We start from the raw sequence: 13,067 nt of genomic DNA, 5'->3' as shown, positions 1-13,067 counted from the left end.
GCTGGGTGGCCGTCCTCACGAGTGTCCGCACCGCGAACCCGCTCGCCGATGAACCTGCCGAATGTGCATCGGACAATTCGGACTTCACCGTCGGAAGCAACGAGCGAATTCAGCAGCGCGGCGAGATATTGTTTGCGACGAACGTCCAGTTCATACCGAACGGCCTGCAACTCGTCACATCATTGTCATTCGAGATCGAATTCGCCGAGAATTCACTTTCCGGATGCGGCCGCCGCGAACTCGACGTTATGAACGGATGGCAACCGCCGATCCGACTCAACGCTGGTATCGGAATGCGAGACCGGGAGAATTCGCGATTCACAAGTGGACAGCATGCGCGTGAGCGGCCAATGCAAAGTGTGCAGAACCATGTCCGCGATCAGCAGTCGACGCAGAGAGTTGCAGACCAGATCGTGATGCGCCCAGGTCCGGTAGGAACTCAGGACGTAGTGGCGGTACTCGAGTGGTGGTGTGAGTAGACGACGGCCCGACACCTCGACGCACATGGACTTGATGTGGGCGATGCGCAGCCCCACCCGATAGAGGCAGAGCGAAAGATCGATGTCCTCGTGCAGGTCGGTTCGCAGACTCACTCGGCCGCGGGCTGCCTGCCAAGCAGAGCGGCGAATAGCGAAGTTGTTGCCCGATGCGGCGGATACCTGCAGCTCATCGGCCTTACGCTTGGTGGTGTAGTTGACGAAAGCCCGGTACGGTGCGGCCCAGGGCGAGTCGTAGAGGTGTATCGGACCGGTCACCGCGGCGTAGTCGAGGCGTCGATCGAAGAAGTCCAGAATCGACTTCGCCCAGCCTGGCCCGACGTGGGTGTCGGCGTCGATGCGCCCGATGATCGACCCGTCGGCATGATCGAAACCCGTGTTTCGTGCGTGTACGACGCCACGCTCGGACTCTGCCACGAGGGTGACCATCGGAAATCGGCGTCGAACGTCGAGAACGACGGCTGCGGTGTCGTCGGTGGAATTGTTGTCCACGACGATGATCTCGTGAATGTATCGACGCTGCTCTAGCAGTGCATCCAAGCAGTCACCCAAGTGAGCGGACTCGTTGAATGCAGGCACTACTACCGAAAGAGTGTTCACCTGTGCCAACCCCTGACAAATTGTTTTCGGCAAACGTGTGGCTCGATTCGCTTATGTGAATTCATGCTTCCGATATTCGAGCCGCGGACGAAATCGATGCTACCTCATTAAACGAGGAAAATAGTTTGCCGATTTACTCGTCGTAAACAATACGGATTCCGAAGGGAGTCCACCGACCGGACTTCCATTCAACCGCCGGTCGACGAAACAGGCATCTCTCCCGCTTCGCCATCGTGAGCCGACCGGCTGTCGGATCGGTAGGGTTCCCCCAGTGGAGACCGTGCAGATCGACACCGCTCTGTACGACGATGTCGTCGTCGAACGCTCCGACCACGCCGTTTCGGCGTACTACGTCTCGAAGCCGGCCGTTCGGGCCACGTTCACCCGGATCGGGCCGAGAACACATGACAAGACCCCGTTGGGGACCAGATACGCGGCCCTCGTCGATGGCGAATTCGACGGCCGACCGATGTCGGTCCAGGTGGGTCGAGCGCGGGTGACCAAGGCCTCGTACCGCGTCCGAATGGCATTCCAACACACGACGCTGACCCTGGCCGCCAAAGACCTCGAATCCAGCGCACTGATTCGCGGCGACTCGGATGGTGGCGACAACTGTTACGGCGATCTGACGCGCGAATACGGCGGCGGCGTCAGCGTGTTCTGGGGACTGCCGTTCGGATTCGCAGGAAGGACGATAGAACCGCCGACCCCGTCCGAGAACGAGGTACTGGTCGGGGTCGCTGCTGCCGCCGCTTTCGGAACCGGCGGACTGTCGTTGACCACGATCGTCATGAGCCTGTTGAGCTCTGCGTTCCCTTGACCGACAACAAAAAACCGCCATTCGATCGAGTGGCGGTTTTCGTTCCGGGTGGAGCTGAGGGGAATCGAACCCCTGACCTTCTCGATGCGAACGAGACGCGCTACCAACTGCGCCACAGCCCCGATGCCGTCGTTCCGACCGGCTGCGTAACTCTAGCAAAGCCACTGCGGACGACTGTTACGCGCCCTGCGCCCGCCGGAAGTCTCCATCATCGTCACGGCGTGCCTGGAACGGCTCCTCGTAATGGTCGAGGTGCTCGAATTCGGGATCCTCGTCGTCGATCTCGAGCACCACTGCACCGGGTCGACGCAGCCGCTGCGGGACGAGTTCGAGCTCTTCGTCGGTTTCCGATTCCACTCCGAGTCGCGACCGGCCCATTCGGGTGAGCCGGCGCCTGCGCACCTCTTCTTCGATCTGCACCTGGCGTCGCAGGTAGTAGAGGTAGCCGACGAGGACGGCAACGGAAAGCCCGCACAGCCACCAGACCGTCGGGGAGATGATGAACGCCAATGCTGCGGTGGTGATCGCCGCGAAGACCAGTCCCAGAACTGCGCGCTGACGGAAGGCGTATCGCGCTGCTCGCGCGATCGCATCGGCTTCGGGGTCGAATCCGCCGCGGCCACGTCGGCGAGGAACGAAATCGTCGTCGACGACACCAGGTTCGTGCGCGGGTGCACTCCCGCGCGGTCGGTCCTGAACCGGAGCGTCACTGTCGAGGTCGTTCTCTGCTGCGTGAGTGTCCATCGGGTCCTCCGCGGTACCGGGTAGATCGGGTGAGTCTGGACGAACTGTCGCGATTGTCGGGCCGAAGATCTCACTGGCAGGTGCGGAGACCCGGAGGTCGTCCTCCGGTCGCCAGTGTGGATCGCTGCGATGCCCGGTTGCGGGCCCGCGCTGCTTTCGCTTGGTGCCACCTCGATGCAGCACACGCGTGGCGAGCGCTGCATCCGTCGTCTGCATGATCTGCGGACGCTTGGTCATCAGCATGGGAAGGAGTACGAAGAGCCAGACGGCCACGAGACCGATCCAGATGATCGAGTTCGGCATCGGCGATGTTCTCCTCCCTGGGCAACGGTGACACTGGTGACATCATCAGGCTATGGGGAGGACACTCGAGAACGACGCAGACGCGCCGATCCGAATTACACTCCTGTCACTTTGACAACATCAGTGCCATCGTCGCCCGGCAGATCACGCCCATGCCGCTCGACCCGAACGCACCAACCGATCGACGACGGTTCCCTGCACCTCTCCGGAGGTGATCGCGACGAGCTTGTGATCTCGCCATTCGCCGTCCACGTCCAGGTACTTGTAGAGCAGACCTTCCTCACGGAATCCGACGTTGCGCAGAACCGCCTGGCTGGCAAGGTTCTCCGGCCGCACGGTTGCTTCGACGCGGTGCAGTCCGACTGGGCCGAAGCAGTGGTCGAGGCCGAGTGCGAGTGCGGCGGTGGCGACGCCTTTACCGTTGACGTCCTTGGACACCCAGTAGCCGATCCAGGCCGAACGCAGAGCGCCGCGAACGATGTTCCCGGTGGTGATCTGACCGCAGAATTCGCCGTCGACCTCGATGACCATCGGCAACATGTGCCCCTTGCGTGCCTCGGACTTGAGACCGGAGCACAGGGTGGGCCAGGACGAAATGTGATGGCGGGAATTCCAGCTGCCCTCGCCGCTGGGCTCCCAGGGTTCGAGGTGGGCGCGATCCTCGGTACGAATCCGGCTCCACGCAGCCGCATCCCGCATCCGCACCGGCCGTACCGTCACGGTTCCGCCGGCCACTCTCACTGGACCCAATTTCGCCGGCCAACCTGGGTGGCTCGACCACGTTCGCGGCATCCGTCGATCGTATGCGCTACGCGCAGGTGAGCGGAAACTCGTAGCCCGCTACGAGCTACCGCTCACATGGCGTCAGCCTCTCTGAGCGAGGAACGAGACCTTCACTTCTTCGCCGGTACGGATCTCGGTGACCTCGGGGTCGATGACGACCAGGCAGTTCGCCTCGGCGAGTGTCGCGAGCAGATGCGAGGACGATCCGGGTGCACCGCCGAGTGCCTGGACCAGGTATTCACCGGTTCCCTCGTCGCGCATGAGCTGGCCGCGGAGAAATCCTTTGCGGTCTTCGATCGAGGTGATCGGCGCTACGGTCCGTGCCGTGACCGTCCGACGCAGCGGCTGGCGTCGACCGAGGGCGATGCGAATCAGCGGACGCACCATCACCTCGAACACCACCAGCGCGCTGACGGGATTGGCCGGCAACAGGAAGGTGGGTACCTCGTCGCGTCCGAGTTGCCCGAACCCCTGGACCGACCCGGGGTGCATGGCGACTCGCTCGACCTCCATGTCGCCGAGTTCACCGAGTGCCTCCCGCACACCGTCGGACGCACCGCCGCCCACTGCCCCGGCGATGACGACGATCTCGGATCGGATCAGTTGGCCCTCGACCACCTCGCGCAGACGCTTGGGATCGGTGCTGACGATCCCGACGCGGTTGACGTCGGCACCAGCGTCGCGTGCTGCGGCAGCGAGTGCGTAGGAGTTGACGTCGTAGACCTGTCCGGGCCCGGGGGTCCGATCGGTGTCGACGAGTTCGCCGCCCACGGAGATCACCGACAGCCGCGGACGCGGGTGCACCAGCACCTTGTCGCGACCGACTGCGGCGAGCAGACCCACCTGAGCAGCACCGATGATCGTGCCCGCACGTACTGCCACGTCTCCGGGCTGGACGTCGTCGCCGATCTTGCGGACGTAGTCACCCGAGCGCACGGGCCGGAACACCTTGACCCGGGCCCGGCCGCTGTCGGTGCGATCGAGCGGCAACACCGCGTCGGCCAGCGTGGGCAGTGGCGCACCGGTGTCGACGCGCACTGCCTGGCGCGGCTGCAACCGGATGGGTTGACGCGACCCCGCCGAGACCTCACCGACGACGGGCAGCGTCAGGTCGATGCGCTCGTCTTCCTCGTTGCGCAGATCCGTGCCGGCGGCTGCGACGTCCACGCTGCGCACTGCGTAACCGTCGATCGCCGCTTGATCGAACCCGGGAAGGGGGCGCTCGGTGACCACTTCTTCGGCACACAGCAGGCCCTGTGCTTCCGAGATGGCGACCCGAACAGGCCGTGGAGCCACCGCCGCGGCGGTCACTCTGGTCTGTTGATCTTCGACCGAGCGCATCTGGCCCTTCCTCTATTGCATCGACCCGCGATGCTATTCGTACGTTGTCAGTTCCGGTGCCCAGCTGTCGCTCAAGCGTTCGTTCAGCCATTCGCGCAGCGCCGGGCCGTAATCGTCACGCTGCAAGGCAAAGTCAACCGCAGCGCGCAGGTATCCCCCGGGATTTCCGAGGTCGTGTCTCGATCCGCGGTGCACCACGACGTGGACGGGATGGCCTTCTGCGATCAGCAACGCGATGGCGTCGGTGAGTTGCAGCTCGCCGCCGGTGCCGGGTTCGATGCGACGCAGAGCGTCGAAGATGGCTCGGTCGAGCAGGTATCGGCCCGCAGCAACCAGGTTGGACGGCGCGTCCTCCTGCTTGGGCTTCTCGACCATTCCGGTGACCTTGAGAACGTTCGGGTTCACCGCGTCGGGCACGATCTCGACCGAAAAGACGCCGTAGGAGGAAACCTTGTCCTCGGGAACCTCGATGGCGCACAGCACCGTGCCACCGCGCTTGGCCCGCACGCGAGCCATGACGTCGAGCACACCTCGCGGCATCACCAAATCGTCGGGAAGCAGCACTGCCACCGAGTCCTCGTCGTCGTCGAGGGCTTCCTCGGCGCAGGCGACGGCATGTCCGAGTCCGAGAGGTTCGTGCTGGATGACCGACTGCACGTCGAGGAGCTTGGGGGCTACGCGCACCTTCTCGAGCATGTCGAGCTTGCCGCTCGCTTCGAGCTTCTTCTCGAGAACGAGGTCCTCGACGAAGTGGGCGACGACGCCGTCCTTACCGGGGGACGTGACGATCACGAGGCGCTGCGCGCCGGAATCAGCGGCTTCACCGGCGACCAACTCGATGCCGGGTGTGTCGACCACTGGAAGTAGTTCTTTCGGAACGGTTTTCGTGGCCGGCAGGAACCGGGTGCCCATGCCCGCTGCGGGAACGATTGCTGTGCGGAAATGCGCAGGCGTGGCGGCGGTCGTCGCGGTAACGGCTTCTGTCATGGTGCTCACCCTATCCATGGTTTCTGGAGATCTGCTCGCCGTGTGCTGCGTTTTACCCTCGAGTGCATATCGTTGAACGACTGCACAGGAAGGGTGGGTGAACCGTTGTGAACGTTCCCGAATTCTCGGAGAAGACACCCAAGGATCGATGGCGGGCACATGTCCTCGCCGAACGCCGACTGCTCGACGATGCGCAGCGCGCGGTGGAGTCCCTCGCACTCTGCCACGTCGTGGCAGAGTTGGCGCTCGAACACCCTTCGATGGCCGCTTACGTGCCGGTAGGCCGGGAGCCGGGTTCGATCGAGATGCTCGACGCGATGGCCGCGGCCGGATCCACCGTCCTGCTTCCGAGTGCGCACGAGCCGGGACCGTTGCGGTGGGTGGCGTACTCCGGACGCGAGTCGTTGGTGGCTGCCCCCTTCGGCCTGAAGGAGCCGACCGGACCGACCCTCGATCCCGATGCCGTTGCGGCCTGCTCGTTGGTGCTGATACCCGCCCTTGCCGTCGATCGGCGCGGTGCCAGACTCGGGCGCGGTGCGGGCTACTACGACCGGACGCTCGACCTGTGCAGATCGGACGCGATGCTGGTTGCGGTGGTACGCGACAGTGAAGTGGTCGATCGACTCCCGGACGAGCCACACGACCGAAGGGTGACGCACGCGGTGACCCCAGGGGGCGGGCTCGTACGCTTGAGTACGGAATAACGTTCCGATTCGATTGGTTGGCACTCCTGACTGTAGAGTGCTAATGCTCTCCCCAGTTTCGACGAACAGATAAGACACCGGCGGTGTTCGGCCTCGGCTCGCAGAGCGGCCAACCTCCTCGGTGACCAGCGCGGAGGAAACACGATGCCCACTTACTCATACGCATGCACCGAGTGCGACAACCGCTTCGACATCGTTCAGTCCTTCACCGACGACACGTTGACGGTGTGCCCGGCATGCTCGGGCAAGCTTCGCAAGCTGTTCAATTCCGTCGGCATCGTCTTCAAGGGCAGCGGCTTCTACCGCACCGACAGTCGCGGTGGATCGAGTACCTCGAGCGAGGGTGCAGGCGAGAAGAAGTCCGATGCTGCCGCCGCGAAGTCGGACTCGAAGTCCGAGTCCAAGTCCGACTCCAAGCCTGCAGAGAAGAAATCTTCCGACTCGTCGTCGTCGAGCAAATCTTCGTCGTCGTCCACCACCAAAGCTGCTGCCAGCCAGTAGTTTTCCACTTCATCCACAGGCCGGGCTGTTATCCACAGCCCGGCCTTTTCGTCGTTCCCCAGGCCTTGGTCTGCAATAGCGTTTCCGGCATGGCTGCCCGCAAGAATCGACTCGACTCGACGCTGCTCGATCGCTTCACCGTGCGTCCGACATGGGTCGGATCCCCGAAATTCAGACGCATCGCGGCCGGCGTGTTGGTGGCAGTGGCCGCAGTGCTGTTCGTCGACGACGCCGCCGGTGACGACCGAGTGCGAGTGATCACTGCCGGACGTGATCTGACGCCAGGAACGGTCCTCACGTCGGCCGATGTGGTGGTGGCCGACTGGGACTCGGCGGGCGTTCCCGAGGGCGCTCTCGTGGACACGGGGGCCGTGGAGGGGCAGACGCTGACCGGGCCGGTCCGAGCGGGCGAATTGCTCACCGACGTTCGGCTGCTCGGATCCAGGACCGCCACGACGGCACTGGGGACCGAGGCACGCGTCGTACCGGTGCATCTCGCCGATGCCGGAGTGACCGACCTGTTGCGTGAAGGCGATCGGGTCGACGTGTTGACCGTCGAGGTGCAGGAAGACCCGAACGCCGTTCCCGCGGCCAGAGTGCTGGCCTCGGGAGCGGTGGTCGTACTCGTCTCCGCCGACACCGGGGGAAGCAGACAGCGAGATCGGGTGGTGCTCCTCGCGCTACCGACCGACGATGCAACGACGGTGGCCGCGGCATCGTTGGTCAGCGCGCTGACGGTCACGCTGCACTGAAGGCCCCGGTTGCTGGCGATTCACCACGTCCGAAGTGCGCCGATCTGAGTTAACGTCTCTCGAGACAGAACAAACCGAACGTTGGGAGAAGGGCTCATGCTCAAGGGCTTCAAGGACTTTCTACTGCGCGGCAATGTCGTGGATCTCGCAGTCGCGGTGGTCGTCGGCGCGGCATTCACCGCCATCGTCACCGCATTCACCACCAACATCATCAATCCGCTCGTCGCGGCCGTCGGCGGCAGCAACGAACTGGGATGGGGCATCAAAATCCTGTCGGACAACGATGCGACGTTCATCAACCTCGGGGCGGTCGTCACGGCGATCATCAACTTCATCATCATCGCGGCCGTGGTCTACTTCGTGCTGATTCTGCCGGTGAACACCGCAAAGAAGCGCTTCGTCAGCCAGCCGGAGAAGGAACTGAGCGACGTCGACGTGCTGGTGCAGATCCGCGACATTCTCGCCGGCGGAACGGCAGCGGGACAGAAACTGTCGACCGCGGCCGACACCACCGGTGGTAGCGGCGAGGCAATCGACTCCGCACCGGACCTGGGCAAGCACTCGAAGGACTGACATCTCTGTAGCCCGCGATCTGCGGGCCGCTCAATCGAATGAATGCGCCATTCACGTTGTCTGACAACGTGAATGGCGCATTCATTCGTTCAGGGGTGCGTCGAGACGCGGCCCGCGAAACTCAGTTGGTGAACGTCGACAGCGGAAGCGCGTCGAGGGTGATCGTCGTGCCGTCTGCCTCGCATGCAGACTTCACTGCTGCGCCGTTGTCGACGAACGCCTTACCGGACTCACTGTCGGTGGTCGAGAGTTCGAGGGTGTCCGCAGGCAATCCATCGCCGAAAGTTGTCAGCGAGCTGGCGACATCACCGGACGCGGTGCCAGGCAACGCCTTCAGCTTGTCCACTGCGGCCTGCTTGTCGGCGGTCCACTTGTCGATGTTCTCGGCTGATCCGGGTCCTGCTGCCGCCAGTCCTACGAATGCGTTGTGGTCGGCGGCGAAGGTGTTGCAGACGTCGGTGTTCTCGCCGGAGGCCGCGGACTCGTCGCTGCTACAACCGGCGGCGAGACCGAGAGCAAGGAGCGCTCCCGCGGCGACGACTGCGAAACGGGCTTTCGAGTGCATCTTTGGTTCAGTGCCTCTCTGTGTACGTCGAACTACTTCTGTGCAGAACATAGTTCAGGCCCGTACGGAGTTATCCGTACGGGCCTGAACGTGTCTCGAGTTTCAGTAGGTGACGTTACGTCACCGAGCTACAACCGATTCGGAAATCAGTTGAGGCGAACCGGGACGCCGTAGGTGACTGCGACATCGCCCGTTGCGCTGGCGAGCGAGACGTACGGACGGATCGACACGTTGCCCAAGACGCCGGTGGCGGTGCCGTGAACGTTGGCGACCTGGATGGATCCACTGGTGCCTGCTGCGTCGCCTTCGGATCCGGTGATCTCGGCGGACTCGTCGATGCGAGCGACTGCGCCTTCGGACTGGACAACACCCGGTCCGTTGCCGAGTGCGATCTCAGCCGTAGCCTGCGGGATCAGCTGAACGCCGAAGTCGAGGCCGCTGGTGGAGGTGCCCGTGCCGGTCAGAGGTCCGATGGAAGGCGCAGTGACGCCGTCCAGCGGGAACGTTCCGGTGACCTTCGACTCGTTGCCCGAGCCGAGGTTGAACTCAGCGGAGGGCGATGCCCACTCGATGGTGACCGTGCCGTTGAGCGACATCGGGTAACCGATCTGGTAGCCAACCTTGAGGGTGCCCTCGAAGTCGTCGGCCGTGGGGCCCTGGACGTCGTAGGAAGCCCGGCCGTTGGCGAACCACTCACGGGTGAGCGGGCTGCCGTCGAGCGGAGCAACACCGTTGATGAAGGTGTCGGACAGCGTCACCGTGATGGTGTTGCCGTCGGCATCGACAACCGAGTTGGAGCTGTCGACAGCGGCGGAAGCGGTTCCGGTACCGAGTACCAGGCCGACGACCGAAGCGCTGGCAGCAACTGCGACGCTCATGGACTTGAGTCCCCGGCTGCGCCGCGACTTCTGGATCTCCGTCATTTATTCCTCATCATGTTCAGTCCCAGCGCGGTGTCGCACGGGGAAGCTTGTGGCTTTCACCCTCGAACTAGATCGCACTCAACGATGTGTGCGAGCCCGAGCCGGATGGAGCCGTGAAGGCCACATCCTCGATCCTGCAGTTCCGAGATGAAGGGCGCGGCACCGGTTGGTCCCACGCCCTGATCCTTGGAAGCTGAGGGGAACATTAGAGGAGTTGCCCGATCGTGACAATCCCTACGATCGGGACCACATCGTTGCCTCGGCGTGATGTGTTTCAACGGCGTGAACAACTTTCACACCCCTTTAGGTGGTAACGCGCGTCACACTATCTACAGGTGTGACCCGACCGTTACACATTGCGCAAATTCGCAAAACCGCTCTGATGTGGGAAGACGCTCGGACCGACACGCCCGTTACGGGCGAATCGTCACCTCTTCGGTCACTCCCAACCAACGCAATGCGATCCCCCGATCACGCCGACCCCGGTCGCGTGGCGCTAACGACAGGTAAACGAGTAACTAACAGACCTGTCATTCCCGACAAATAAATGTGTCGTGGATCACATCAAAAGTAATGAGGTGGTCGCTGCTGCTTCAACCATTCGTCCGACTTCGAACCGCTCGAGTCCGCATCCGGGCCGTCTCCTCGCTCGTCCCCGGTCGTCTCCGGCAGCACCTCACCGAAGATGCGAGCGAGCCGGGCCCGTTCTGCTCGGGCCCGGCTCGCGTCGTCTTCGGCCGATCGATCGTCGTTCGGCTCGTTCATCGGTGTCGCTACGCGTCCAGCCCCGACAGCTCGGCGATGACCTGGCTCGCCAGTGGCGTCAGCGTGGCCATGCCGTCCCGGATCGCGGCGCGCGACGACGCCAGATTGACCACCAATGTGCTGCCGGAAACGCCGACCAGACCCCTGGACAGTCCCGCGTCCAGCGAGCCCGCAGCCAATCCCGACGAACGCAGCGCTTCACTGATGCCCGGAATCTCACGATCGAGTACTTCTGCCGTCACATCGGGAGTCACATCGCGCGGCGAGACGCCCGTGCCACCGATGGAGACCACCAGATCGACACCGCCGATCACCGCCGTATTGAGCGCGTTACGCACGTCCACTTCGTCGGCCGTCACTGCAACGACGCCGTCGACGAGGAAACCTGCCTCGGTCAGCAGTTCGGTGACGAGCGGACCCGTCGAATCCTTCTCTGTGCTGTGCGCGGTCCGGTCGTCCACGATGACGACCAACGCGCGACCTGCCAGTGGTGCGTCGAGTTCCATACCGCTCACCGTAGTAGTAAGGCCTCCACCCGGCTCACGCTGTGCGTAAATCGTTGCAACCGTCCCGTGCCTGCCTGCTTCCCGCAACATCAGCGACCGCCCGGGAACGACGGGATCTGGAAGGGCAACTGCTGCTGCTGTTGCTGCGTCTGAGGCTGCTGCTGAGCCGCGGCAGGCTCTGCGGTTCCGAGCGTCACCTTTGCCGTCTTCTCATTTCCACCGTCGGTGTAGGTGACGGTGACGGAGTCTCCGGGGGCGTGCGAGCGGACCGCCGCGATCAACGCGTCACCACTCGAGATGATGCGATCGTCGAGTTTCGTAATCACCGCACCCTTCGGAATTCCTGCTGACGCCGCGGGACCACCCTCGGTGGCCTCGACGACGGTCGCACCGTTGGCATCGTCCTTGGACGGCACCTGGACCCCGATCATGGCCTGGGTCGCCTTGCCGGTGGTGGTCAACTCGTCGGCGATGCGCTTGGCCTGATCCACGGGAATCGCGAAGCCCAGGCCGATGGAGCCGCTCTGCGCGCCGGATCCCTCGCTGCCGCCGAGCGTGGCGATTGCGGTGTTGATCCCGATCAGCTGACCGTCGGTGTTGACGAGCGCACCACCGGAGTTGCCCGGATTGATCGCAGCGTCGGTCTGGATGGCGTCGATCACCGAGTTCTGATTGCCGGATTCACCGGAGGTCGACACCGGCCGGTTGAGCGAGGACACGATGCCCGTGGTGACGGTGCCCGCCAAGCCGAGCGGCGAACCGATCGCCACAACTTGCTGTCCCACCTCGAGGTTCGAGGACGAACCGAGTTCGATAGGCGTCAGATTCGACTTGCCCTCTGCCTTGATGACGGCCATATCCGACACGGAGTCGGCACCGACGATGGTGGCATCGGCCACCGAGCCGTCCGAGAATGCAACGGTGAGTTTGCCGTTGGCACCTGCGCCCGTGGCCACGTGGTTGTTGGTGAGGATCAGGCCGTCACTGCTGAGAATGACGCCCGAGCCCTCACCCTCCTCCTGTGAGCCCTTCACCTGGATCTGCACCACGCTCGGCAGGACCTTGTTGGCCACGGCCTGAACGGAGCCGTCGGGAAAGTTCGCGGCCGGTTGCGCGGCCGTGACAGTCGAATTCAACGAATTGCTCACTGCGCCACCGTTGCCGTTGGCGTTGTTGGTCGCGATCGCACCGACCGCGCCGCCGATTCCGCCGCCGACGAGAACGAGTGCGATGGCTCCGGCCACCAGCGCAGACCGACCCGAGCGGGTCTTCACCGCACCCGGAGCCGAGTTCGATTGCGGTGCAACGTGTTGCGGCTGGGCATGGGCGTGTTGCGTCGCCCGGGGATCACTCTGTTGCCCGTACGGCCCGTAGCCGGGCTGATAAGCGCCCTGCCCGTAGCCGGCGTACTGCTGCGGGTAACCCTGCTGCGGCGGCTGAGATCCTGCGTTCTGGGGATGCGCCTGCTGAGGCGGGAACTGCTGCGTCGGATGCTGCTGAGTGTGATCCTGCTGAGCCGGATTCTGCTGGGCCGAGTAGTTCTGCTCGTCGCCGCCCGAAGCCCGGTTCGCCGGATGCTGCTCGGAGCCGGCACCCTGCCCCGGCTGTTCGGATTCGTTACGGTCGTCACTCATCGTTGCTGCTTCCTTCAGTAGGGACCCAGAGGTCCGCCCGCCTTCTTGCTACTCACTGTGCAGGGCGGT

The 13,067-nt window shown here is 63.7% G+C and carries 15 protein-coding genes and 1 tRNA gene; 5 read left to right on the top strand and 11 right to left on the bottom strand.

What is annotated here, in order from left to right; genetic code table 11:
- Window positions 1-212: 212 nt before the first annotated feature.
- The gene (locus CH275_RS20325) at window positions 213-1,076 is read right to left on the bottom strand and encodes a glycosyltransferase family 2 protein (RefSeq protein ID WP_373453732.1); all 864 of its coding nucleotides are present in this window, start codon (window positions 1,074-1,076) and stop codon (window positions 213-215) included.
- A gap of 292 nt (window positions 1,077-1,368) precedes the next feature.
- On the opposite strand from CH275_RS20325, the gene CH275_RS20320 reads away from it, so the two are divergent.
- On the top strand, window positions 1,369-1,917 hold the full coding sequence (locus CH275_RS20320; protein ID WP_094680057.1) for a hypothetical protein: 549 nt from the start codon (window positions 1,369-1,371) through the stop codon (window positions 1,915-1,917).
- A 49-nt stretch (window positions 1,918-1,966) separates the two neighbouring features.
- On the opposite strand, the gene CH275_RS20315 is transcribed toward CH275_RS20320, so the two are convergent.
- The 5 genes from CH275_RS20315 to CH275_RS20295 all read right to left on the bottom strand — a co-directional run bounded on the left by CH275_RS20315 (window position 1,967) and on the right by CH275_RS20295 (window position 6,075).
- Window positions 1,967-2,039, bottom strand: a tRNA-Ala gene (locus CH275_RS20315).
- Between the two features lie 55 nt (window positions 2,040-2,094).
- Window positions 2,095-2,964, bottom strand: coding sequence for a divisome protein SepX/GlpR (sepX, locus tag CH275_RS20310; RefSeq protein ID WP_094680056.1), 870 nt, complete (start codon window positions 2,962-2,964; stop codon window positions 2,095-2,097).
- Between the two features lie 144 nt (window positions 2,965-3,108).
- A complete protein-coding gene (locus tag CH275_RS20305; RefSeq protein ID WP_032404305.1) occupies window positions 3,109-3,756 on the bottom strand; it encodes a GNAT family N-acetyltransferase in 648 nt (215 codons plus the stop codon).
- 72 nt (window positions 3,757-3,828) lie between these two features.
- Complete coding sequence (gene glp / locus CH275_RS20300; protein ID WP_094680055.1) at window positions 3,829-5,088, bottom strand: molybdotransferase-like divisome protein Glp; 1,260 nt, start codon at window positions 5,086-5,088, stop codon at window positions 3,829-3,831.
- A gap of 33 nt (window positions 5,089-5,121) precedes the next feature.
- Window positions 5,122-6,075, bottom strand: a complete 954-nt coding sequence (locus CH275_RS20295; protein ID WP_094680054.1) for a UTP--glucose-1-phosphate uridylyltransferase — start codon at window positions 6,073-6,075, stop codon at window positions 5,122-5,124.
- Window positions 6,076-6,182: 107 nt separating this feature from the next.
- Between CH275_RS20295 and CH275_RS20290 the strand changes: the two genes are divergently transcribed.
- The 4 genes from CH275_RS20290 (at window position 6,183) to mscL (ending at window position 8,605) form a co-directional block, all read left to right on the top strand.
- Window positions 6,183-6,779 (top strand): 5-formyltetrahydrofolate cyclo-ligase, encoded by a 597-nt coding sequence (locus tag CH275_RS20290; protein WP_094680053.1) that lies wholly within the window; start codon window positions 6,183-6,185, stop codon window positions 6,777-6,779.
- A gap of 144 nt (window positions 6,780-6,923) precedes the next feature.
- Window positions 6,924-7,280, top strand: coding sequence for an FmdB family zinc ribbon protein (locus CH275_RS20285; RefSeq protein WP_094680052.1), 357 nt, complete (start codon window positions 6,924-6,926; stop codon window positions 7,278-7,280).
- Between the two features lie 89 nt (window positions 7,281-7,369).
- Window positions 7,370-8,032: an SAF domain-containing protein gene (locus CH275_RS20280; RefSeq protein WP_094680051.1), complete on the top strand. Its 663-nt coding sequence runs from the start codon at window positions 7,370-7,372 to the stop codon at window positions 8,030-8,032.
- Window positions 8,033-8,128: 96 nt separating this feature from the next.
- Window positions 8,129-8,605, top strand: coding sequence for a large conductance mechanosensitive channel protein MscL (gene mscL, locus CH275_RS20275; protein ID WP_094680050.1), 477 nt, complete (start codon window positions 8,129-8,131; stop codon window positions 8,603-8,605).
- Between the two features lie 121 nt (window positions 8,606-8,726).
- Here mscL and CH275_RS20270 read toward each other — a convergent pair whose 3' ends face one another.
- The 5 genes from CH275_RS20270 to CH275_RS20250 form a co-directional block, all read right to left on the bottom strand.
- Entirely contained in the window at window positions 8,727-9,170 is a 444-nt protein-coding gene (locus CH275_RS20270) for a hypothetical protein (RefSeq protein WP_094680049.1), read from the bottom strand.
- 146 nt (window positions 9,171-9,316) lie between these two features.
- Window positions 9,317-10,093 (bottom strand): MspA family porin, encoded by a 777-nt coding sequence (locus tag CH275_RS20265; protein ID WP_094680048.1) that lies wholly within the window; start codon window positions 10,091-10,093, stop codon window positions 9,317-9,319.
- A 564-nt stretch (window positions 10,094-10,657) separates the two neighbouring features.
- Window positions 10,658-10,858, bottom strand: coding sequence for a hypothetical protein (locus CH275_RS20260; protein ID WP_094680047.1), 201 nt, complete (start codon window positions 10,856-10,858; stop codon window positions 10,658-10,660).
- 8 nt (window positions 10,859-10,866) lie between these two features.
- Window positions 10,867-11,364 carry a MogA/MoaB family molybdenum cofactor biosynthesis protein gene (locus CH275_RS20255; protein WP_032377304.1) on the bottom strand — a complete coding sequence of 166 codons (498 nt, stop codon included), beginning with the start codon at window positions 11,362-11,364 and terminating at the stop codon, window positions 10,867-10,869.
- An 89-nt stretch (window positions 11,365-11,453) separates the two neighbouring features.
- Entirely contained in the window at window positions 11,454-12,998 is a 1,545-nt protein-coding gene (locus tag CH275_RS20250; protein ID WP_094680046.1) for a S1C family serine protease, read from the bottom strand.
- Window positions 12,999-13,067 lie beyond the last annotated feature (69 nt).

Origin of the sequence: Rhodococcus sp. 06-235-1A (assembly GCF_002258785.1) — a bacterium.
In the GTDB taxonomy this organism is placed as follows: domain Bacteria; phylum Actinomycetota; class Actinomycetes; order Mycobacteriales; family Mycobacteriaceae; genus Rhodococcoides.
The sequence above is the reverse complement of the archived record's forward strand: the minus strand, read 5'-3'. Positions and strand labels throughout refer to the sequence as shown.

What these genes read in the sequence shown, in the direction of transcription:
- sepX (WP_094680056.1), bottom strand. Translation starts at nt 2,964, where the DNA reads ATGCCGAACTCGATCATCTGGATCGGTCTCGTGGCCGTCTGGCTCTTC.
- CH275_RS20305 (WP_032404305.1), bottom strand. Translation starts at nt 3,756, where the DNA reads ATGCCGCGAACGTGGTCGAGCCACCCAGGTTGGCCGGCGAAATTGGGT.
- glp (WP_094680055.1), bottom strand. Translation starts at nt 5,088, where the DNA reads ATGCGCTCGGTCGAAGATCAACAGACCAGAGTGACCGCCGCGGCGGTG.
- CH275_RS20295 (WP_094680054.1), bottom strand. Translation starts at nt 6,075, where the DNA reads ATGACAGAAGCCGTTACCGCGACGACCGCCGCCACGCCTGCGCATTTC.
- CH275_RS20285 (WP_094680052.1), top strand. Translation starts at nt 6,924, where the DNA reads ATGCCCACTTACTCATACGCATGCACCGAGTGCGACAACCGCTTCGAC.
- CH275_RS20280 (WP_094680051.1), top strand. Translation starts at nt 7,370, where the DNA reads ATGGCTGCCCGCAAGAATCGACTCGACTCGACGCTGCTCGATCGCTTC.
- mscL (WP_094680050.1), top strand. Translation starts at nt 8,129, where the DNA reads ATGCTCAAGGGCTTCAAGGACTTTCTACTGCGCGGCAATGTCGTGGAT.
- CH275_RS20270 (WP_094680049.1), bottom strand. Translation starts at nt 9,170, where the DNA reads ATGCACTCGAAAGCCCGTTTCGCAGTCGTCGCCGCGGGAGCGCTCCTT.
- CH275_RS20265 (WP_094680048.1), bottom strand. Translation starts at nt 10,093, where the DNA reads ATGACGGAGATCCAGAAGTCGCGGCGCAGCCGGGGACTCAAGTCCATG.
- CH275_RS20260 (WP_094680047.1), bottom strand. Translation starts at nt 10,858, where the DNA reads ATGAACGAGCCGAACGACGATCGATCGGCCGAAGACGACGCGAGCCGG.
- CH275_RS20255 (WP_032377304.1), bottom strand. Translation starts at nt 11,364, where the DNA reads ATGGAACTCGACGCACCACTGGCAGGTCGCGCGTTGGTCGTCATCGTG.
- CH275_RS20250 (WP_094680046.1), bottom strand. Translation starts at nt 12,998, where the DNA reads ATGAGTGACGACCGTAACGAATCCGAACAGCCGGGGCAGGGTGCCGGC.